Origin of the sequence: Pulveribacter suum, assembly GCF_003013695.1 — a bacterium.
In the GTDB taxonomy this organism is placed as follows: domain Bacteria; phylum Pseudomonadota; class Gammaproteobacteria; order Burkholderiales; family Burkholderiaceae_C; genus Melaminivora; species Melaminivora suum.
In genome coordinates this window covers 2,607,311-2,628,435 of sequence record NZ_CP027792.1, presented here as the reverse complement: position 1 = coordinate 2,628,435, position 21,125 = coordinate 2,607,311, and the positions used below count along the sequence as shown (strand labels likewise).

Genomic DNA, 21,125 nt, shown 5'->3' with positions numbered 1-21,125 from the left:
GCACAACGCCGTGGGGTGGCAGACGGCGCCTGGCGCCGGCACAATGCGGCGCTTATCCAGCTTCAGACCGATTGCCCGTGCCGATCGTGCCCTTTCCGTCCTTTTCTCGCACAGCCGCGGTGCTGGCCCTGTGCCTGGGCACGGCGGCCCATGCCCAGACCGCGCCGCAGCCGCTCAGCTATGCGCAGGCAGGGCAGCTGCTGCTCACCCGCTCCGACCGCCTGGCGGCTTCCGCCCGCGAGGTGGAGAGCGCGCGCCTGCGCCGCCAGGCCATGCAGGGCCTGGGCGGGCCGTCCGTGGCGCTCACCGGCATGGCCTACCACTACTCGGCCAGCGCCGACATCCGCCTGGACCCAGCGCGCCAGTCGCTCTCGGACATCGTCGGCCTGCTGCCGCCTGCCCTCGGCGGCGCAGTCGGCGCTGCCGTGGGCCAGCTGCCGCCCATCCCCTCCAGCGTGAGCCTGCACCGCGAGGGCAACCGCGCCTCGGCCAGCGCCTCGCTCCTGTGGCCCCTCTACCTGGGCGGGCTAGCCGACGCCGTGCGCGGCGAGCTGGACGCCATGACCGACGAGGCCGAAGCCGACGCCGCCTCAACCACGCTCAGCCAGCAGACGCTGCTGGCGCAGCGCTACTTCGGCGCCCAGCTGGCGGCGCGCGCCGCCCAGCTGCGCCAGCGCGCGCTGGCGGGGGTGCGCGAGCACGCCGACGCGGCCGACCGCATGCTGGCGGCCGGCGTGATCTCCGAGCTGGAGCGCCTGCAGGCGCGCGCCGCGCTGGCCGACGCCGAGCAGCAGGCGCGCAAGGCCGGCGATGAAGCCGCTCTGGCCGCCGCGGCGCTGGCGCGCACCGTGAAGGCGAGCGCTGCCGTGCGGCCCAGCAATGCCTTGTTCGTGGACAGCCGGCCCCTGGCGCCCCTGCCGCGCTTCATCGACGCCGCCTGGGCGCACCATCCGGGCTTGGCCAAGGTGCAGGCCAAGCGCCGCCAGGCGGGTGCGCTGCACGATGCGCAGGAAGCCCTGCGCCGCCCGCAGGTGTTGGGCTTTGGCATGCACGAGCTGGCCACCCACGGCCGGCCCAACTGGGTGGCCGGCGTGGCCGTGCGCTACACCCTGTGGGACAGCATCGACCGCAACCAGCTGGCCGCCGCCACGCAGGCCAAGATCGACCAGGCCGACCTGACCGAGCAGCAGGCGCGCGAAGACATCGCCCTGCTGGTCGAGAAGAACTGGCTGGCCGTGGAGCACGCGCGCACCCAGTACCTGGCCCAGCAGGCCCAGGACGACCTGGCGCGCGAACTGCTGCGCCTGCGCCGCGCGGCCCTGGCGGCCGGCACCGGCACGGCGCTGGAGCTGATCGACGCCGAACTCAATCTGGCCAAGGTGCAGACCGAGCGCGCCCAGACCGCCCACCAGTACGTGCAGGCCCTGGCCGCGCTGCTGGAGAGCACCGGCCAGGGCGCGCAGTTCGAGCAGCACATGGCCCAGGCCGACATCCAGATCACCCCCGACGCCCCATGACCGATCCCGAGCAGAACCCACCACCTCCGCCTCCGCCGCCTCCGCCAGCCGCTGCAGCGCCGCCAGCGCCCACGCAAGCTGCCGCCGTCCCCCAGCCCCGCCGCCGCGTGCCGTGGGGCTTCGTGCTCATCGGCCTGGCCGTGCTGGCTTTCGTCGTCTGGGGTTTTTGGCGCGCGGCGCAGCCGCCGGCCGCTTACTTCCAGGGCCAGATGGAGGCGCGCGAGACCGACGTGGCCGGCAAGGTGCCGGCGCGCATCGCTAAGGTCCACGTGCGCGAGGGCCAGCAGATCAAGGCTGGCGACCTGCTGGTCGAGCTGGACAGCCCCGAGGTGCGCGCCAAGCTGGCCCAGGCCGAGGCCGCGCGCGACGCCGCGCAGGCCGTGGCCGACAAGGCCGAGCGCGGCGCCCGGCCCGAGGAGGTGCAGATGGCGCGGCTGGCCTGGCAACGCGCCCAGGCCGCGGCCGAGCTGGCGCAGACCTCCTGGCAGCGCGTGCAAAGCCTGTACGCGCAGGGGCTGGTGTCTGCGCAAAAGCGCGACGAGGCGCAGACCAACGCCCGCGCCGCCCAGGCCCAGGCCGATGCCGCGCGCGCCCAGTACCAGCTGGCCGCCAGCGGCGCGCGCAGCGAGGACAAGGCGGCAGCCGACGCGCAGACGCGCCGCGCCGCCGGCGCCATCGCCGAAGTGGAGGCGGCGCAGGCCGAGACGCAGCTGCGCAGCCCGGTGGCCGGCGAGGTGGCCAAGGTGCTGGCGCGCGAGGGCGAGCTCTCGCCCCAAGGCGTGGCCGTGGTCACCGTGGTCGATCTGGCGGACCAGTGGCTGGTGTTGAACGTGCGCGAGGACCAGCTGGCGCGCTTTGCCCAGGGGACGCGCTTCACCGGCCGCCTGCCGGCGCTGCAGGGGCGCACGGCCGAGTTCGAGGTGTACTGGCAGGCCGTGCTGCCCGACTTTGCCACCTGGCGCACCACGCGCGGCAGCCAGGGTTTTGACGCCCGCACGTTCGAAGTGCGGGCGCGGCCCACGGCGCCCATCGAGGGCGCCCGTCCAGGCATGAGCGTGGTGATCGAGGGCGGCGTGTGAGCGCTGCCTTTGCGGCCAGCCTGCGGCGCGAGTGGCGCCTGCTGCGCGCCCGCCCGCGCGACTGGGCCATGGTCAGCTGGGTGCCGCTGCTGGCCATCGCGCTGATGTGCTGGATTTTTTCTGCCGGACAGCCGCTGCGATTGCCGATTGCGGTGTGGAACGAGGACGGCGGCTCGCCCCTGGCGCGCCAGCTGGTGCGCATGCTGGATGCCACGCCTGGCCTGCGCGTGCAGGCCGAGGCGCTGAACCGCGGCGAGGCGCAGGCGCTGCTGCAGCGCATGCAGGTCTATGGCGTGGTGCACATCCCGCCCGGCTTCACGCACGACGTGAAGCGCGGCGCCAGCGCCACTGTCACGCTCTTGCACAACGCGCAGCTGGCCACCGCGTCCAGCCTGGTGCAGCGCGACGTGCGCCAGGTGGTGGGCACGCTGTCGGCGGGCGTGCAGATGCAGGCCGCCGCCAAGCGCGGCACGCCGGCGCAGGTCCTGGCGGTGCGCCTCGAGCCCATCCGCACCCAGCTGGTGGCGCTGTTCAACGTGTCCACCAACTACGAGCAGTTCCTGGCGACCACGCTGGTGCCGGCGCTGGTGCACATCCTGGCCATGACGGCGGGCGCCTGGTCGGTCGGGCGCGAACTGCGCGACCGCACGCTGGGCCAGTGGCTGGAGCGCGTTGGCGGGGCGGGGGGCGTACTGGCGGCGCTGCTGGGCAAGCTGGCCATTCCGATGGTGCTGCTGTGGGGCAGCGCGCTGGCGGGCCTGGTCTACCTGTCGCAGCTGCGCGGCTGGGCGGTGGCGGGGTCGCTGCCCTGGATCGCCTGCGCACTGGCGGCGCTGGTAGCGGTGAGCCTGGCGGCCGGCGCGGCGCTGGCGGGCATCACGCTGTCGCTGCGCAAGGCGATGTCGGGAGCGGGCCTTTTGTCGGCGCCGGCCTTTGCGTTCAGCGGCGTGGGCTTTCCGCTGCTGGCCATGAGCGGCGGGGCGCGCACCTGGGCCGAGGCCATGCCCTACACCCACTACGCGCGCCTGCAATTGCAACAGTGGCAGATGGGCGCACCCGTGGCGCAAAGCCTGCCGGTGGTGGCCGGCCTGCTGCTGGCCACCCTGGTGCTGCTGGCGCTGGCCAGCGCCGGCCTGGCGCGCGCGCGGCGGCTGCCGCAGCGTTGGGGGGCCCGCTAGTGATGGCCGCGCCTGCACGCGAGGAAGGCTTCGTGCGCCTGTGGCTGGCCGCGCTGGCGCAGCTGCTGCGTGACCAGGGCGCTGCCCTGCTGCTGCTGGGCGCGCCGGTGCTCTACGGCTTTTTCTACCCCTGGTTCTATGCGCCGCAGGTCGCGCAGCGGGTGCCGGTGGCCGTGGTGGTGCAGGACGCCTCCAGCCTGTCGCGCCAGATGCTGCGCTTTGCCCAGGCCAGTCCGCGCATCGCGCCCGTGCTGGTCACGGGCGACGAGCGCGAGGCGCGCCAGGCACTGCTGGCGGGCGACGTGCAGGGCTACGCGCTGATCGCCCCGGATTTCAAGCGCGACGTGCTGCGCGCGGCGCAGGTGGTGGTGCCGGTGTATGCCAACGGCGCCTATCCACTGGCGGCCAAGCAGGTGCAGTACGGCTTTGCTGAGGCCTTTGGCACGGTCTCGGCCGGGGTGGAGCTGAGGCGCCTGCAGGCAGCCGGACAAAGCGCGACCCAGGCGGCGGCCAGCCGCGCGCCGGTCAGCCTGCAATCGGTGGCGCTGTTCAATCCGACCGAGGGCTATGGCAGCTTCGTCGTGGCGGCCGTGGCCATCTTGATCCTGCAGCAGACGCTGCTGATGGGCGGGGCGCTGCTGGTGGGCAGCTGGCGCGAGCAGGGCGTGGCGCAGGCCGATGCGCGCACCTGGCTGGCGCGCCTGCTGGCGCTGTGCACGCCAGGCTGGCTGGCGGGGCTGTTTTACTTCGGCTGGATCTTCGTCTGGCAGGACTACCCGCGCGGGGGCAATCCGCTGGGCGCGCTGGCGCTGCTGGCGGTGTTCACGCCCGCGGTGGCCGGCTTGGCCTGCCTGCTGGGCTGGTGGCTGGCCGAGCGCGAGCGGGCGCTGCAGGTAGCCATGTTCACCTCCATCCCGCTGGCCTTCCTGGGCGGCTTCACCTGGCCGGCCGAGGCGCTGCCCGAACTGCTGCAATGGCTGCGCTGGCTGTCCCCCAGCACGGCGGGCATCGAGGCGTCGCTGCGGCTGAACCAGGCCGGCGCGCCCGTCGAGGCGGTGCTGCCGCAGCTGGCCTGGCTGGCGCTGCTGGCGCTGGTCGGCTGGAGCGCCATGCTGGTGCTGGGACGCAGGCGCGGCGGCGGGGCGTTTGAAGCCAAATCGGCCTCCAGCGCTTGAGAGATAAGCGCCAGAAGCTATCGAATTGGTAGCAGATCTTCAGTACGCCAGCCGCCCGGGCTGCAGCTCCTGCAGGATGGTGGTGGCGATCTCCTCGATGCTCTTGGTGGTGGACGACAGCCAGCGGATGCCCGAGCGGCGCATCATGGCCTCGGCCTCGGAGACCTCGTAGCGGCAGTTGGCCAGGTCGGCGTATTTGGAGCCGGGCCGGCGCTCATTGCGGATCTGCGACAGCCGCTGCGCGTCGATGGTCAGCCCGAAGATCTTCTTGCGGTGCGGCACCAGGGCGGGCGGCAGCTGGCGGCGCTCGAAGTCCTCGGGGATGAGCGGGTAGTTGGCCACCTTCAGCCCGTGCTGCATGGCCAGGTACAGGCTGGTGGGCGTCTTGCCGCTGCGCGACACGCCCACCAGGATCACGTCCGCACCCATCAGGTCGCGGTGGCTCTGGCCGTCGTCGTGGTCCAGGCTGAAGTTGATGGCCTCGATGCGGTCGCTGTATTCCTTGGACATGCTGATGTCCGAGAACCGCCCCACGCGGTGGTGCGACTTGGTGCCCAGCTCCGCCTCCAGCGGGCGGATGAAGGTGCCGAACATGTCCAGCAGCATGCCCTTGCAGCCGTCCTCGATGATGCGCAGCACGCTCATGTTCACCAGCGTGGTGAAGACGATGGGCTTGGTGCCCTCCAGCTCCGCCGTGTGGTTGATCTGGCGCACCACCTGGTGGGCCTTGTCCTCGGTGTCGGTAAAGGGCAGGCGCACGTGGCGCGGGCGCATGTCGAACTGCGCCAGGATGGCGTTGCCGAAGGTCTCGGCGGTGATGCCGGTGCCGTCGGAGACGTAGAACACGGTGCGCGTGTGGGGAAGCAGCATGGGGGCCTTCGGGCAGTGTCGAACGGGCTGGGGCGGGCCCCGGGCGCGCACTGCACGCGCTGGGGCCGGCCACTACAATGGCGCGCATTATTCCCAAGTCCCCATGCACTGCGCCGGCCCACAACCACAACACCCAAGCCGTGGCCGCTGCATGGGCGCCCGCCTGCCAGACCTCTCTCGCTCCGCCCTGGCAGGCACGAAGCCGGTTTCAACTTCTGGAGCATTCCCATGTCTGCACGCTTTGAGGCGACCGCCCTGGTCGTACCTTTTGAAAACCTGAGGATGGACGACGTCGAGGTCGTCGGCGGCAAGAACGCCAGCCTCGGCGAGATGATCTCGCAGCTGCCCGAAGGGGTGCGCGTGCCCACGGGCTTCGCCACCACGGCGCACGCCTTCCGCCAATTCCTGGCCCACGAGGGCCTGGCCGCTCGCATCAGCCAGCGCCTGGCCACCCTGGACACCGACGACGTGCGCGCCCTGGCCGCGGCCGGCGCCGAGATCCGCGGCTGGGTCGAGGCCCAGCCCTTCCCGGCCGACCTGGAGGCGGCTGTGCGGGGCGCCTTCAAGACGCTGTGCGCGGGCAATGAGCAAGCCTGCTTTGCCGTGCGCTCGTCGGCCACGGCCGAAGACCTGCCGGACGCATCGTTCGCCGGCCAGCAGGAGACCTTCCTGAACGTGGTCGGCATCGAGGACGTGCTGCACAAGATGAAGGAAGTCTTCGCCAGCCTCTACAACGACCGCGCCATCAGCTACCGCGTGCACAAGGGCTTCGCACATGACGTGGTGGCGCTGTCGGCCGGCGTGCAGCGCATGGTGCGCTCCGACCAGGGCGCGGCCGGCGTCATGTTCACCATCGACACCGAAAGCGGCTTCGAGGACGTGGTGTTCATCACCAGCAGCTACGGCCTGGGCGAGACGGTGGTGCAGGGGGCGGTGAACCCCGACGAGTTCTACGTGCACAAGCCCATGCTGCGCGCCGGCAAGCGTGCGGTGATCCGGCGCAATCTGGGCAGCAAGCTGGTCCAGATGGTGTTCGCCTCGGCCGAGGAGAAGGTCGCGTCGGGCAAGCTGGTGCAGACCATCGACGTGGCCGCCGAGCAGCGCAACCGCTATTCGCTCACCGACGACGAGGTGCAGCAACTGGCGCACTACGCCCTGGTCATCGAGCAGCACTACGGCCGCCCCATGGACATCGAGTGGGGCAAGGACGGCACGGACGGCCTGCTGTACATCCTGCAGGCGCGGCCCGAGACGGTGAAGAGCCAGGCCAAGGGCCAGGCCGAGCAGCGCTTCAAGCTCAAAGGCACGGGCACGGTGTTGGCCGAGGGCCGCGCCATCGGCCAGAAGATCGGCACCGGCCCGGTGCGGCTGGTGTCCGACATCGCCGAGATGGACAAGGTGCAGCCCGGCGACGTGCTGGTGACCGACATGACCGACCCGAACTGGGAGCCGGTGATGAAGCGCGCCAGCGCCATCGTCACCAACCGTGGCGGGCGCACCTGCCACGCGGCCATCATTGCGCGCGAGCTGGGCATCCCGGCCGTGGTGGGCTGCGGCCACGCCACTGACATCCTCAAGGAGGGCACCCTCGTCACGGTGAGCTGCGCCGAGGGCGACACCGGCCACATCTACGACGGCCTGCTGGAGACCGAGGTCACCGAGGTGCAGCGCGGCGAGATGCCGCCCATCGACGTGAAGATCATGATGAACGTGGGCAACCCCCAGCTGGCCTTCGACTTCGCCCAGCTGCCCAACGAGGGCGTGGGCCTGGCGCGGCTGGAGTTCATCATCAACAACAACATCGGCGTGCATCCCAAGGCCATCCTGGACTACCCCAACGTCGATGCCGACCTGAAGAAGGCGGTGGAAAGCGTGGCGCGCGGCCACGCCTCGCCGCGCGCCTTCTACGTGGACAAGGTGGCCGAAGGCGTGGCGACCATTGCCGCGGCGTTCTGGCCCAAGCCCGTCATCGTGCGGCTGTCGGACTTCAAGTCCAACGAGTACCGCAAGCTGATCGGCGGCAGCCGCTACGAGCCCGAGGAAGAAAACCCCATGCTGGGCTTTCGCGGCGCGGCGCGCTACATCAGCCAGGATTTCGGCGAAGCCTTCGCCATGGAATGCGAGGCCCTCAAGCGCGTGCGCGGCGAGATGGGGCTGACCAACGTGCAGGTCATGGTGCCCTTCGTGCGCACCCTGGGGCAGGCCGACCGCGTCACGCAGCTGCTGGCCCAGCACGGCCTGAAGCGCGGCGAGAACGATCTCAAGCTCATCATGATGTGCGAGGTGCCTAGCAACGCCGTGCTGGCCGAGGAGTTCCTCGCGTACTTCGACGGCTTCTCCGTGGGCTCCAACGACCTGACGCAGCTGACCCTGGGCCTGGACCGGGACTCGGGCCTGGAGCTGCTGGCTCGGGACTTCGACGAGCGCGATCCGGCCGTGCTGGCGCTGCTGAAAAAGGCCATTGGCGCCTGCCGCGCGCAGGGCAAATACGTGGGCATCTGCGGCCAGGGGCCCAGCGACCACCCCGACTTCGCGCAGTGGCTGGCCGATGAGGGCATCTCCTCGATCTCGCTGAACCCGGACAGCGTGATCGCCACCTGGCAGCAGCTGGCCCGCTAGCCGCCGCACCATGCCCCACCAGCGCCGCACGCTCGCCACGGAGCCGGAGCACGGCGAGACGCTGTTTGCGCCCGATCTGCACGACGTGCGGCACCTGTGGCTCAAGCTGGGGCTGCTGCTGGTGTGGGCGCTGGTGTCCTTCGGGGCCAGCTATTTCGCGCGCGAACTGCAGTTCGGCGTGACCGGCTGGTCCTTCAGCTACTGGCTGGCCTCGCAGGGGGCGGTGCTGATCTTCATCGCCATCGTCTGGATCTACTGCCTGGCCATGAACCGCTTCGAGCGCCAGGACGCCGAGGCCGCCGCCTCCGCGCCTGTCGCCGCCCCTGTGTGGGCGCCGCCCGACGATGCTTGAAAGACGGCGCAACCGGCGCTCCTACGTGCGGCGCCTGAACCGGGCGCTGGCGTTCTACGTCGCCGGCCTGCTGGGCTTCGTGGGCCTGATGGCCTGGGCCGAGCAAAACGGCCTGTCGCGCCAGTGGATCGGGCCCATCTTCCTGTTCCTCACCGTCATGGCCTATGCCGTGATCGGCGTCTGTGGCCGCACCACCGACCCGGAGGAGTACTACGTGGCCGGGCGGCGCATCCCGCCCCTCTACAACGGCATGGCGGCAGCGGCCGACTGGATGAGCGCCGCGTCCTTCATCAGCCTGTCCGGGGCGCTGTACCTGCAGGGCTTTTCCGGCACATCCGAGCAGCCGGGCGGCCTGGCCTACCTGCTGGGCTGGACGGGTGGCTTCGTGCTGGTGGCCCTGCTGATCGCACCCCACCTGCGGGCCATGAACCTGTACACCGTGCCCGACTTCTTCCAGGTGCGGTTCGGCGGGCGCTGGCCGCGCATCATCGCGGCGCTGTCGGCGGTGCTGTGCTCGTTCACCTACGTGGTGGCGCAGATCTACGCCGTGGGCCTGATCGCCTCGCGCCTGACCGGCGTGCAGTTCGAGATCGGCATCATGCTCGGCCTCGGGGGCGTGCTGCTGTGCTCCTTCCTGGGCGGCATGCGGGCGATCACGTGGACGCAGGTGGCGCAGTACATGGTCATCCTGCTGGCCTTTCTGATCCCCGTGTCGTGGCTCGCCTACAAGCAGCTGGGCAACCCGGTGGCGCCGCTGGTGGCCGGCACGCAGATCGGCAAGATCGCCAGCCTGGAGGAGGTGCTGCTGGCCGACAGCGCCGAGCATGAGGTGATCGAAGCCTATCTGCAGCGCGCCCGCGAGTACGAGGCCCGCCTGGCCGACGTGCCCGCCGCGCTGGCGCGCGAGCGGCGCGCCACCAGCGAACGCATCCAGCGCCTGCGCGCGCAAAACGCCGACGTGGGCCTGATCGTGGCCGCCAGCCGCGAGCTGGCCAACATGCCGCGCAACGAGACCGTGGCGCGCGAGCTGTGGACGCGCGAGATGCAGGCCAACGCCGAGCGCGCCCGCCTGCTGGGCGGCCTGCCCCGGCACAGCCAGGCCTTTGTGGGCGAGCCGGACGGCACGCCCGCGCAGCAGCAGGCCTTCGACCACGCGCGGCGCAACTTCCTGGCGCTGATGTTCTGCCTGATGGTGGGCACGGCCGGCCTGCCGCACCTGCTCACGCGCTACTACACGGTGCCCTCGGTGGCGGCGGCGCGCACCTCGGTGGCCTGGTCGCTGGTGTTCATCGCGCTCTTGTACCTGAGCGCGCCGGCGCTGGCCGCACTGGTGAAGTTCGAGGTCATGAACAACCTGGTGGGCAGCAGCTTCGGCGAGCTGCCCAACTGGCTGGCGCAGTGGTCGCGGGTGGACGCGTCGCTGGTGTCGGTGGAGGACATGAACGGCGACGGGATCGTGCAGTTCGGCGAGATCCGCTTCGGCGCCGACCTGATCGTGCTGGCCACCCCGGAGATCGGCGGCCTGCCGTATGTGGTTGCCGGCCTGGTGGCCGCGGGCGGGCTGGCGGCGGCCCTGTCCACGGCCGACGGCTTGCTGCTGACCATCAGCAACGCCCTGGTGCGCGACCTGTACTTTCAGGAAACGCGCAAGCGCGCCTCGCCCGAGCAGCGGGTGATCCTCACCAAGTTCACGCTGCTGTCGGTGGCACTGTCGGCCGCCTTCGTGGCGGCGCTCAAGCCGTCCGAGATCCTGCCCATCGTCTCCGCCTCGTTTTCTATCGCCGCCTCGGCTTTCGTGCCGGCGATGGTGCTGGGGATCTTCTGGCGCGGCACCACGCGCCAGGGGGCGGTGGCCGGCATGGTGTCGGGCCTCGCGGTCACCGTGTACTACCTGATGGCCCAGGTGGACTGGGTGCACGAGGTGGTGCCCCGCGTGCTGCTGCCCGACGGCCTGTGGTTCGGCATCCACCCCATCTCCGCGGGCGTCTTCGGCGTGCCCACCGGGTTGCTGGTGGCATGGGCCGTCAGTGTGGCCACGCGGCCGGGCCGCGCGCCCCGCGTGGCGCCGGACGGCCTGTAGCACCGCGGCCTGCCTGCGGCCTTGCGCCGGGTCATGCCCCATTCACAAATGGGAACATTCGTGCGACCCTGTTGCAACATTGACAGGAGGGCACCTGACCCATGATTTTCTTGAAGACAGAGACGGGCCAGCAGGCGCTCAAGGAGCGGCACGGCACCAGCCTGAGCCCACGCCAGCGTTCGGCCTTCATCCTGTTTGATGGCAAACGCACGGTAGAGCAGGTGCTGAGCGCCACCGCTCCCATGGGCATCACCATGGACGATGTGCAGTCCATGCTGGACCAGGGCCTGCTGCATGCATCCGCGTCCGCGGGCGGCGGCACGCCTGCCGGGGTCAATGGCGCTGCCCAGTCGGCGGGCGGCGATGAGCAGGCCGGCACGCGCAGCAGCACGGAGCGCTACCAAGAGGCCTACCCCATCGCCATCGAACTGACGGCCGGCCTGGGCCTGCGCGGCTTTCGGCTGAACCTGGCGGTGGAGGGCACCACCAGCTACGACGAGCTGGCCCAGCTGGCGCCGCGCCTGCGCGAAGCGGTGGGCGAGGCGAAATACGCCCGCCTGGGCCGGGCGCTGTTCGACTGACCGGCCCGGCCGCACAGCACCATGAAAAAGCGGCCCGAGGGCCGCTTTGTCGTTGCTGGAGGGCAGGGCGCTCAGCCACCCACGCCCAGCAGCTCCACGTCGAACTTCAGCATGGCATTGGGCGGGATGACGCCGCCCGCGCCGCGCGCGCCATAGCCCAGGGCCGCCGGGATGATCAGCGTGCGCTGGCCGCCCACCTTCATGCCCTGCACGCCCTCGTCCCAGCCCTTGATGACCATGCCCGCGCCCAGCGAAAACTCGAACGGGTCGCCCCGGTCGCGGCTGGAATCGAACTTGGCCCCCTGCTGGCCGTCGTTGTAGAGCCAGCCCGTGTAATGCACGCGCACCGACTGACCGGCGCGGGCCTCGGCGCCCTCGCCCACGGTGGTGTCTTCGTACTGCAGGCCGGATGCGGTGGTGTGGGTTGCCATGGAAAAAATCCTTCTGATACTTCAAAAATAATAGCTGCTCGCGCTTGCCCCATAAGGGCTGGAGCCCGAAAAGGCTTGAAAAAGCCGCAGCGGCTCAGGCCTTGCGGGTGCGCGCGGCGGACCAGCGCGTGGCAAAGGCCTGCACGTCCGACAGGCGCTTGAGCAGGTCCTGCCCGACGGTAGTCACGGTGTAGCCGTCGCTGCCGTGGTCCAGCAGGCCGGCTTCGCGCAGTTCCTTGATGCGGGTGTTCAGCGTGTTGGGCGTGATGCCGCCCACGCTGTCTTGCAGCAGCCGGAAGGTCTGCGGATGGCCGTCGCGCAGTGCCCACAGCACGCGCAGCGCGTAGCGGCATTCGAGCTTCTCGAAGAGCTGGTTGACGGCGGCGTTTTCCTTGGAGCTCATGAACGCTTCTCCTTGCGCGGGGTTGAAAAGGGCGGTGTGCCGGGGCACCGCAAGGCAGGGCCGAACGGCATTTGCAAAAAACGATAGCAATATAACGCGGAAAATCCGCTGCTACAAGTTTGGTAGCTCCCGGCGCACGACTGTATTGCGCCAGGGCCATAAAACATGGGTCATCCGGGCGCCGTATGCTCGGGCTTTCCCTTTGCCATCCGCCGCATGAATACCTGTGCCCAGCCGCTGCCGCTTGCCGGCATCCGCGTCGTCGAATTCACCCACATGGTCATGGGCCCCACCTGCGGCATGGTGCTGGGCGACCTGGGCGCGGAGGTCATCAAGGTCGAGCCCGTAGAGGGCGACCGCACGCGCCACCTGCTGGGTGCGGGTGCGGGGTTCTTTCCCATGTTCAACCGCAACAAGAAGAGCATCGCCATCGACCTGCGCCAGCCCGCGGGGCTGGAGGTGGCGATCCGCCTGGCCGCCAGCGCCGACGTGGTGGCGCAGAACTTCAGGCCCGGCGTGATGGCCAGGTACGGGCTGGACTATGCCGCCCTGTCGCGCCTGAACGAGCGCCTGATCTACGTGAACCACACGGGCTTTCTGCCCGGACCGTACGAGCACCGCACGGCGCTGGACGAGGTGGTGTAGATGATGGGCGGCCTGGCCTACATGACCGCCCGCCCGGGCGACCCGCTGCGCGCGGGCGCCAGCGTCAACGACATCATGGGCGGCATGTTCGGCGCCATTGGCGCCATGGCCGCGCTGATGCAGCGCGCGCAGACGGGCCGGGGGCAGGAGGTGGATGCGGCGCTGTTCGAGAACAACGTCTTCCTGGTCGGCCAGCACATGATGCAGTACGCCGTCACGGGCCAGCCCGCCGCGCCCATGCCCGAGCGCATCTCGTCCTGGGGCCTGTACGACGTGTTCAGCGTCCAGGAGGGCGGCCAGATCTTCCTGGCCGCGGTGAGCGACGCGCAGTGGCAGACCTTTTGCGACGCCATGGGCTACGCGGACCTGCGCGCCGACCCGCAGCTGGCCAGCAACAACGACCGCGTGCGTGCCCGGCCCACGCTTGTTCCGGAGCTGCGCCGCCGCCTGGCCGGCCATACGGCCGAGGCGCTGGCCGCCATCTTCGAGCGCCACGGCCTGCCGTTCGCGCCCATCGCCCGGCCCGAGCAGCTGTTCGACGACCCGCACCTGAACGCCACCGGCGGCCTGGCCGACATCACCCTGCCCGACGGTGCGCGCGCCGGCCAGACGGCGCGCACCACGCTGCTGCCGCTGCGCCTGGACGGCCAGCGCCTGCCCGTGCGCAGCGACCCGCCGCGCCTGGGCGAGCACACGGCGGCGCTGCTCGCCGGCCTGGGCTATGGGCCCGAGCAGGTGCAGCAGCTGCGCGCTGCCGCGGCCGTGGCCTGAAAACCAAGGGTGTTTTCAGCCTCCAGCGCTTGCTGGACAAGCGCGGGCAGCTATGCTTTTTGATGCGCCGCAGCCTCGGCCATGCGCACCAGCACGCGCAGGGCGTGGTTCACCGGCGTGGGCACCCCCAGGGCGGCGCCGCGGCGGGCCACGTAGCCGTTGAGGTGCTCGATCTCCGTGGGCCGGCCGCGCGCCAGGTCCTGCGCCGTGGACGAGCGCTGGCCCGGCATGGTGAGGACGATGCCGCGCACGGCGGCGTGGATGTCGCCGGGCAGGCGCACCCCGTCCGCACGGGCCACGGCCAGGCATTCTTCCACCAGGTCGGCGATCACCTCGCCCGCGCCGTCCTGCGCGGCCAGCCAGCCGTAGGGCTGCTGGGTCAGGGCCGACAGCGCGTTGTAGGCGCAGTTGATGACCAGCTTGGCCCAGAGCGCGCCGCGCACGTCCGGCGAGACCTGGGTCGGGATGCCGGCCGCACTGAGGGCCTGCGCCAGCCGCTCGCTGCCGGGGGCGGGGGCAATGACCAGCTCGCCGCGCCCGTAATGGCGCACGTGGCCGGCGCCCTCCATGGCGGTAGCCACATAGACCACGGCCGCGGCCACCGGGTGCGCAGGGCCCAGCACGGCGCGGGCGCGTTCGTCGCCCGCCACGCCGTTTTGCAGCGTCAGCACCAGCGCGCCCGGCGCCAGGTGCGGCAGGATCTGCCGCGCCGCGTCCTCCGTGTCGGTGGACTTCACGCACAGCAGCACGGCATCGGCGCCCTGCACGGCCTGCGGCTCGGTGCTGGCGGCCAGGGGCACGTGCACATCCTCGGTGGCGGTCTGCAGCCGCAGGCCGCGCGCCTGGATGGCCTGCACATGCGCGGGCCGGCCGATCAGCACCACGTCGTGCCCGGCGCGCGCCAGCAGCGCACCGAAGTAGCAGCCCACGGCGCCTGCGCCCATGACGGCGATGCGCAGCGGGCCGGGCAGGGCGGGGGCGGGCGTGGGGCTTTGGGCGTGCATGGCGGAGGGGGAGGAAGGAAAGAACACCCATTGTCTTGCACCCGCCCACGCGCCGACTCGTCCCCGGCCCTGGCCAGGATGGTGCTATCGAAAGGTGAGCTGCCTGCGCTTTGCTGGCGGGCGCCAGGGGTCGTTTTTGCTCAAAATATCCATCAGTGGATCGCTTCCCTGGCGGGGGCTGGCGGCCCTTGGCCCGCTTCGCCTTTCAGCCAATGACCGAGAGAACGATCTTTCCGCGGATATGCCCTTGCGCTGCCCGCTCGTGGGCCTGGTGCGCATCCGCCAGGGGAAAGACGCTGTCGATGGCCACGCGGACCGTCCCCGTATCGAGCAGGTCTGCCAGCTGCCCCAGTTGCGCGCCGCTGGAGCGCACCTGTGTCGTCGAGACCGTGACGCCCAGCCTCTGCGCCTCTGCGGCGCCGGAGAAACCCAGCGGGAAGACCGGAAACAGTGCATCGCCCCGCTTGAGCGTGCGCAGAAAGCGGCCGGTGGCAGGGCCGCCCACGGCATCGACGACCAGATCGGCGCCACGCACCACCTCCTCGGCAGCGGCCTGTGTGTAGTCGATGAACTCATCGGCGCCGAGATCACGCAGGAAGGCCTCGTGCCCGCCTGAGGCCACGGCAATGACGCGCGCGCCTTGCCCTTTCGCCAGCTGCAGCGCGAAGTGCCCGACGCCGCCCGCCGCCCCGTTGACCACGACGGCCTTGCCCGCCAGCGGCACCGGCTCGTGCCCATGGGGCTGCAGCGGATTGGGCGCGTCGTGCCCCGGCTCGATCAGGAACTGCCACGCCGTCAGCAGCGACATGGGCGCCGCCGCCGCGTGGACGTGGTCGATGGCCTGTGGTTTGCGGGTGACCTGCGTGGCTGGCACGCTCACATATTCGGCATAGGCGCGGCTGTCGCCCGCGAGGCCATCGGGAAAGCAGACCATGGCATACACCTCGTCGCCGGCCGCGAAGTCCTCGACGCCATCGGCCACCGCTGCGATCACGCCGGAGACATCCGTCCCGAGGATCACGGGGAAGGACACCTTGGGCTGCCACTCGGGCGGCAGCATCTTGTAGCCCTCGCGCAGGTACCAATCGGGGGGATTGAGATCGGCCGCATGCACGCGCACCAGCACTTCGCCGGGCTGCAGCACGGGCATCGGGGCGTCTTCGTGGCGCAGCACCTGCGGCCCGCCAAACGCGTGCTGTCGGATGGCTTTCATCGTCGGGAGGGACATGGCTTCTTTCTTGAGCTGAAATGGGCGACCGTGAACGGAGCACTGATCCGTTCGTCAAGGAGTCCCATGCGCGCCGATGCCCAAAAGAACTACGACCGGCTGCTTGCCACCGCCCGCGAGGTCTTCGCCGAGCAGGGCGCCGATGCCTCGCTGCGCGACATCGCCCGCAGGGCGCAAGTCGGCCTGGGCACGCTGTACCGCCACTTCCCGAGCCGCGAGGCCCTGCTGCAAGCCCTGCTGCGCACCAGCTTCGAGGCGCTGGCGGCGCGGGCGGATGCGCTTCAGACGCAGGATGACTCCGCCAGCGCCCTGGTGTCGTGGCTGCAGGAAACCATTGCCTTCACCCACGAGCGCCGCGACCTCATCGCTGCGCTGGCCTGGCTGCGGGAGCAGCCCTCGCACGCGGCTCGGGCCGATCGCCTTTTCGGCGTCATTGCCGGCGCCATCCTGGTGTAGCGGGCTTTCGGCCCTATCCCGCGACGTGCCGGCTGCGGTCACGCAGCAACAAAAAAGCCCCGGCCGTGGGGCCGGGGCTTGGGTGCGGCGCGCGGCTGCAGGCCGCAGGGCTTACAGCGAATCGATGAAGCTGCGCAGCTTGTCGCTGCGGCTGGGGTGCTTCAACTTGCGCAGCGCCTTGGCCTCGATCTGGCGGATGCGCTCGCGCGTCACGTCAAACTGCTTGCCGACTTCTTCCAGCGTGTGGTCGGTGCTCATCTCGATGCCGAAGCGCATGCGCAGCACCTTGGCCTCGCGCGGGGTCAGGCCGTCCAGGATGTCCTTGACCACGTCGCGCAGGCCGGCCTGCATGGCGGCGTCCACCGGCGCGGTGTTGTTGGTGTCCTCGATGAAGTCGCCCAGGTGGCTGTCGTCGTCGTCCCCGATGGGCGTTTCCATCGAGATCGGCTCCTTGGCGATCTTCATGATCTTGCGGATCTTGTCCTCGGGGATCTCCATCTTGGCTGCCAGGATGGACGCATCGGGCTCGAAGCCGAACTCCTGCAGGTGCTGGCGACTGATGCGGTTCATCTTGTTGATGGTCTCGATCATGTGCACCGGGATGCGGATGGTGCGCGCCTGGTCCGCGATGGACCGGGTGATCGCCTGGCGGATCCACCACGTGGCGTAGGTCGAGAACTTGTAGCCGCGGCGGTATTCGAACTTGTCCACCGCCTTCATCAGGCCGATGTTGCCTTCCTGGATCAGGTCCAGGAACTGCAGGCCGCGGTTGGTGTATTTCTTGGCGATCGAGATCACCAGGCGCAGGTTGGCCTCGATCATCTCCTTCTTGGCGTCGCGCGAGCTGGCTTCGCCGGCGTTCATCCGCTTGTTGATGGCCTTGAGCTCGGTCAGCGGCACCACCACGCGCGCCTGCAGGTCCATCAGGTTCTGCTGCAGCTCCTGCACCGGCGGGATGTTGCGCTCCATCACGGTGCTCCAGGGCTTGGCCGCGGCAGCCTGCTTCTCGACCCACTGCAGGTTCAGCAGATTGGCCGGGAACTCCTTGATGAACATCTCCTGCGGCATGCCGCACTTGTCCACGATGATGCGGCGCAGCTCGCGCTCCTTCTTGCGCACGTCGTCCACCTGCGCGCGCACCATGTCGCACAGCTTCTCGATGGTCTTGGCCGTGAAGCGGATGGTCATCAGCTTGGTGGAGATCTCGCGCTGCACCTTCATGTACGACGGGCTGCCGTAGCCCTCCTTGTCGTAGATCTTGTGCATCTTCTCGAACAGCGCGCGCAGCTCGTCAAAGCGCTCCAGCGCCTCGTTCTTGAGCTTTTCCAGCAGGCGCGTCATGGCCTTGGAGCCGCCCTTGCCGTCGTCGTCGTCGTCCTCGTCGTACTCGTCGAAGTCTTCCTCGGCCACGTAGTCGTCGGCCTCGTCGGGGTCGGAGAAGCCGTCCACCACGGCGGAGATGACGACCTTGCCGCTGCGGATTTCCTCGGCCATGTTGAGGATCTCGGCGATGGTCGCAGGCGATGCGCTGATGGCCTCCATCATGTCCATCAGGCCGCCCTCGATGCGCTTGGCGATCTCGATCTCGCCCTCGCGCGTGAGCAGCTCCACCGTGCCCATCTCGCGCATGTACATGCGCACCGGGTCGGTGGTGCGGCCGAACTCGCTGTCCACGGTGGACAGGGCCGCCTCGGCCTCTTCTTCGGCCTCTTCCACCGTGGTGGCGGTGGGCGTCACGTTGTTTTGGAACAGCGTCTCGGCGTCGGGCGTCTGCTCATAGACGGCCACGCCCATGTCGCTGAGCATGGCCACCACCACTTCCATGGTCTCGGCGTCCACCAGCTTGTCGGGCAGGTGGTCGGAGATCTCGCCCTGCGTCAGGTAGCCGCGCGTCTTGCCCAGCGTGATCAGCTTCTTGAGCTGCGAGCGGCGCTTGGCCATGTCCTCTTCGGACAAGACGGTCTCGTCCAGGCCGAATTCCTTCATCAAGGCGCGTTCCTTGGCCTTGCTGATCTTCATGCGCAGCGGCTTGACCTTCTCGACAGGCGCGCTGACGTCGGCGGCAGGCGCCTCGGGCTCGGCCTCGGGCTCGCCTTCCAGGTCGGATTCGATGTCCGACAGGTCGGCGTCGTCCTCCGCCTCTTCCTTGGCCTTGGGCTTGCGCCCGCGTTTGGCCGGGGCCTTGGCGGCGGCCGTCTTGGCAGCAGCCGGGGCAGCGGCGGCCTTGGGGGCGCGCGCAGCCTTCTTCTTGGCAGGTTCGGCGGCCTCGGCGGCCTCGCCTTCGGGCGCGGCGGCCTTGGCGGCGCGGGCGGGTTTTTTCTTCAGCAGCTCATCGGCGGCTTTTTTCAGTTCGGCAGCGGTCTTGGGACTGGTGGGCACGGTGGTCTTGGCTTTCGGCGCGGTCGAGGGCGCTGCTGCAGCCGCTCCCGCAGCCTTGGCGGGGGTGGTCTTGGCAGCGGCCTTGGCGGCGGTTTTCACAGGGGTTGCAGCGGACTTGGCCTGGGCCGGTGCGGCGGCGGTGGACTTGGGCGACTTCGCGGACTTTTGAGCGGGCATGGACAACCTCTGGGTCAAAAACGGGCACACAAAGAAAACACAAGCGGCGCCGCGGCTGCCGGTGCGCGCGGGCACGGCATGGGCAGGGCCATGAGTGAATCGAGGGGCTGAGGCAAGATGTCCGGGCGATCATTTGGTGTGCAGCCCTTGCGGGAGGGTGGGCGGTTGTGCGCTCTGGTCACGGTCGCCTGGTCCGGAGGTACTGCTGTCGCTCTTGCCGACAAACCGTAAATTATACCGGCGGACGTAAATTCAAGAGGCCGCCGGGCGGGGCGCTTCCAGCGCCAGGCGGCGCTCCTGCAGCTGGCGGTAGCGCTCCATTGCCTGCGGGTCGCTGGCGGCCTGCTCGACCAGCGCGATCTGCTCGTGCTTGATGGCCTCGACCAGCATGCGGTTGAGCAGCTCGCGCAGTTCCCAGCGCAGCTCGCGCTCCTCGCCCTCGGTCTGGGCGTGCGAGCCGGTCATCAGGCGTTCGGCCAGGCGCTGGCAGGGCTGGTCGGCCAGGGCCTCGCGCAGCACCGCCCAGGGCTGGGGCCCGTGCTCGAGCAGGCGCGACTCCAGCCACAAAAACAGCGTGCCGTGCGGCGCCGGCTGCTCGCGCAGCAGGCCCTGGTCCTCGTGGGTCAGCTCCTCCAGAAACTGCATGTGCGACAGGAGCAGGCGTGCCGCGTGGTCGATGCGGCGCGCCGGCTGGGGGCGCGGCGGGGGGCCGCGCCGGGCGGCATCCGCACCCTTGCCGCGCCAGGGGCGCCGGCCCGGCTCGCCAGCAGGCGCGCCGCCCTGGCCGCGGCCGGCCTCGGCGCGCCCCTGCGGCTGCGCCCACAGGGCGGCCAGGTCCTGCACAGGCAGCTGGGCCTGCTGCGCCAGCTCGGCCAGCAGCTGGCGGCGCAGGGCGCCTTCGGGCAGCGCCTCCCACAGGGCGCGGGCGTTGCTCAGCATGTGGGCCCGGCCCTCGGCCGTGGCCATGTCGCAGCCCTCGCGCGCGGCCTCCGGCAAAAACCGCGACAGCGGCATGGCGGCCTCCACCTCGCGCGCAAAGCCGTCCTGGCCGTGGACGCGGATGAAGCTGTCCGGGTCGTGCTCGGGCGGCAAGAACAGGAACTTGACGGAGCGCGTGTCGCTGGCGTAAGGCAGGGCGGCCTCCAGCGCCTTGCGCGCCGCCCGCCGGCCGGCCGTGTCGCCGTCGAAGCTGAAGACCACCGTGTCGGTGAAGCGAAACAGCTTGTGCACGTGCTCGGCCGTGCAGGCCGTGCCCAGGGTGGCCACAGCGTTGGCAAAGCCGCGCTGGGCCAGGGCGACCACGTCCATGTAGCCCTCGGTGACCAACGCGTAGCCCATGGCGCGCATGGCGGTGCGTGCCTCGTACAGGCCGTACAGCTCGTTGCCCTTGTGGAAGACGGGCGTCTCGGGCGAGTTCAGGTATTTGGGCTTGTCATCGCCCAGCACCCGCCCGCCAAAGGCGATGCATTCGCCCTTCACGTTGCGGATGGGAAACATCACCCGGTCGCGAAAGCGGTCATAGCGCTTGCCGTCCTCCTCGCCCACGATGACCAGGCCGGCCTGCTCCAGCAGCGGGTTGTCGTATTCGGGGAACACGCTGGCCAGGCCGCGCCAGCCCTCGGGGGCGTAGCCCAGGCCGTAGCGCTTGGCGATCTGGCCGGACACGCCCCGGCCCTTGAAGTAGTCGATGGCCCGCTCGGACTTGCGCAGCTGGCCCGCCCAGGCGGTGGCGGCCTGCTCCAGCACGTCCGACAGCGTGGCCTGCTGGCGCCGCTGCTCGGCGGCGCGGGCGCGCTCGGCGGGTGAAGCGCGCTCGTCGGGCACCTGCAGGCCGGCGCCCTGGGCCAGGTCCTGCACGGCATCGACGAAGCCCATGCCGGCGTGCTCCATCAGAAAGCCGATGGCGTTGCCATTCTTGCCGCAGCCAAAGCAGTGGAAGAACTGCTTGGACGGGCTGACGGAAAACGAGGGCGACTTTTCTCCGTGGAAAGGGCACAGCCCCATGTAGTTGGCGCCGCTTTTCTTCAGCTGCACGTGGCGGCCGATGACCTCGACCACATCGACGCGCGCGAGCAGCTCCTGGATGAACGACTGGGGAATGGACACGGCGGGTATTTTCGCCCACCCGTCTTCAGCTCGGCGTCAGGGCCGTCTGCTGTAATTTGGGCCGCCCCTCATGC

General features: G+C 70.1%; 16 protein-coding genes and 1 pseudogene. 10 read left to right on the top strand and 7 right to left on the bottom strand.

Annotation, left to right across the window (positions count from 1 at the left end; genetic code table 11):
• The first annotated feature begins 86 nt into the window (after positions 1-86).
• The 4 genes from C7H73_RS12080 to C7H73_RS12065 are packed head-to-tail and all read left to right on the top strand — an operon-like array spanning position 87 to position 4,949.
• Entirely contained in the window at positions 87-1,517 is a 1,431-nt protein-coding gene (locus tag C7H73_RS12080) for a TolC family protein (protein WP_405124793.1), read from the top strand.
• Positions 1,514-2,596 (top strand): HlyD family secretion protein, encoded by a 1,083-nt coding sequence (locus C7H73_RS12075; RefSeq protein ID WP_106846873.1) that lies wholly within the window; start codon positions 1,514-1,516, stop codon positions 2,594-2,596. Before C7H73_RS12080 ends, C7H73_RS12075 begins: the two co-directional genes overlap by 4 nt.
• On the top strand, positions 2,593-3,774 hold the full coding sequence (locus C7H73_RS12070; RefSeq protein ID WP_227001338.1) for an ABC transporter permease: 1,182 nt from the start codon (positions 2,593-2,595) through the stop codon (positions 3,772-3,774). The genes C7H73_RS12075 and C7H73_RS12070 overlap by 4 nt, the downstream gene beginning before the upstream one ends.
• Positions 3,775-3,776: 2 nt before the next feature.
• Positions 3,777-4,949 carry an ABC transporter permease gene (locus C7H73_RS12065; protein WP_106846872.1) on the top strand — a complete coding sequence of 391 codons (1,173 nt, stop codon included), beginning with the start codon at positions 3,777-3,779 and terminating at the stop codon, positions 4,947-4,949.
• A 39-nt stretch (positions 4,950-4,988) separates the two neighbouring features.
• Here the strand turns inward: C7H73_RS12065 and ppsR are convergent, their stop codons facing one another.
• Positions 4,989-5,819, bottom strand: a complete 831-nt coding sequence (gene ppsR / locus C7H73_RS12060; RefSeq protein ID WP_106846871.1) for a posphoenolpyruvate synthetase regulatory kinase/phosphorylase PpsR — start codon at positions 5,817-5,819, stop codon at positions 4,989-4,991.
• 228 nt (positions 5,820-6,047) lie between these two features.
• Between ppsR and ppsA the strand changes: the two genes are divergently transcribed.
• From ppsA to C7H73_RS12040, 4 genes are all read left to right on the top strand, one after another.
• Positions 6,048-8,438, top strand: coding sequence for a phosphoenolpyruvate synthase (ppsA, locus tag C7H73_RS12055; RefSeq protein ID WP_106846870.1), 2,391 nt, complete (start codon positions 6,048-6,050; stop codon positions 8,436-8,438).
• A gap of 10 nt (positions 8,439-8,448) precedes the next feature.
• Positions 8,449-8,790 (top strand): DUF4212 domain-containing protein, encoded by a 342-nt coding sequence (locus C7H73_RS12050; RefSeq protein ID WP_106846869.1) that lies wholly within the window; start codon positions 8,449-8,451, stop codon positions 8,788-8,790.
• Positions 8,783-10,870, top strand: a complete 2,088-nt coding sequence (locus C7H73_RS12045) for a VC_2705 family sodium/solute symporter (protein ID WP_106846868.1) — start codon at positions 8,783-8,785, stop codon at positions 10,868-10,870. Before C7H73_RS12050 ends, C7H73_RS12045 begins: the two co-directional genes overlap by 8 nt.
• Before the next feature lie 101 nt (positions 10,871-10,971).
• The gene (locus C7H73_RS12040; RefSeq protein WP_106846867.1) at positions 10,972-11,451 is read left to right on the top strand and encodes a hypothetical protein; all 480 of its coding nucleotides are present in this window, start codon (positions 10,972-10,974) and stop codon (positions 11,449-11,451) included.
• A 71-nt stretch (positions 11,452-11,522) separates the two neighbouring features.
• Here C7H73_RS12040 and C7H73_RS12035 read toward each other — a convergent pair whose 3' ends face one another.
• Positions 11,523-11,882 (bottom strand): FKBP-type peptidyl-prolyl cis-trans isomerase, encoded by a 360-nt coding sequence (locus C7H73_RS12035; protein ID WP_106846866.1) that lies wholly within the window; start codon positions 11,880-11,882, stop codon positions 11,523-11,525.
• 94 nt (positions 11,883-11,976) lie between these two features.
• Positions 11,977-12,285, bottom strand: a complete 309-nt coding sequence (locus tag C7H73_RS12030) for a winged helix-turn-helix transcriptional regulator (protein WP_106846865.1) — start codon at positions 12,283-12,285, stop codon at positions 11,977-11,979.
• A 216-nt stretch (positions 12,286-12,501) separates the two neighbouring features.
• Here C7H73_RS12030 and C7H73_RS12025 point away from each other — a divergent pair.
• Positions 12,502-13,701, top strand: a pseudogene (locus tag C7H73_RS12025) (CaiB/BaiF CoA transferase family protein).
• A 50-nt stretch (positions 13,702-13,751) separates the two neighbouring features.
• On the opposite strand, the gene C7H73_RS12020 reads toward C7H73_RS12025, so the two are convergent.
• Positions 13,752-14,705, bottom strand: coding sequence for a ketopantoate reductase family protein (locus C7H73_RS12020; RefSeq protein WP_106846864.1), 954 nt, complete (start codon positions 14,703-14,705; stop codon positions 13,752-13,754).
• 205 nt (positions 14,706-14,910) lie between these two features.
• On the bottom strand, positions 14,911-15,933 hold the full coding sequence (locus C7H73_RS12015) for an NADP-dependent oxidoreductase (protein ID WP_106846863.1): 1,023 nt from the start codon (positions 15,931-15,933) through the stop codon (positions 14,911-14,913).
• A gap of 66 nt (positions 15,934-15,999) precedes the next feature.
• Here C7H73_RS12015 and C7H73_RS12010 point away from each other — a divergent pair, with 66 nt between their 5' ends.
• Complete coding sequence (locus tag C7H73_RS12010; RefSeq protein WP_106846862.1) at positions 16,000-16,389, top strand: TetR/AcrR family transcriptional regulator; 390 nt, start codon at positions 16,000-16,002, stop codon at positions 16,387-16,389.
• Between the two features lie 111 nt (positions 16,390-16,500).
• Here the strand turns inward: C7H73_RS12010 and rpoD are convergent, their stop codons facing one another.
• Positions 16,501-18,945: an RNA polymerase sigma factor RpoD gene (gene rpoD / locus C7H73_RS12005; protein ID WP_106846861.1), complete on the bottom strand. Its 2,445-nt coding sequence runs from the start codon at positions 18,943-18,945 to the stop codon at positions 16,501-16,503.
• 252 nt (positions 18,946-19,197) lie between these two features.
• Positions 19,198-21,051 carry a DNA primase gene (dnaG, locus tag C7H73_RS12000; RefSeq protein WP_106846860.1) on the bottom strand — a complete coding sequence of 618 codons (1,854 nt, stop codon included), beginning with the start codon at positions 21,049-21,051 and terminating at the stop codon, positions 19,198-19,200.
• Between the last annotated feature and the right edge of the window lie 74 nt (positions 21,052-21,125).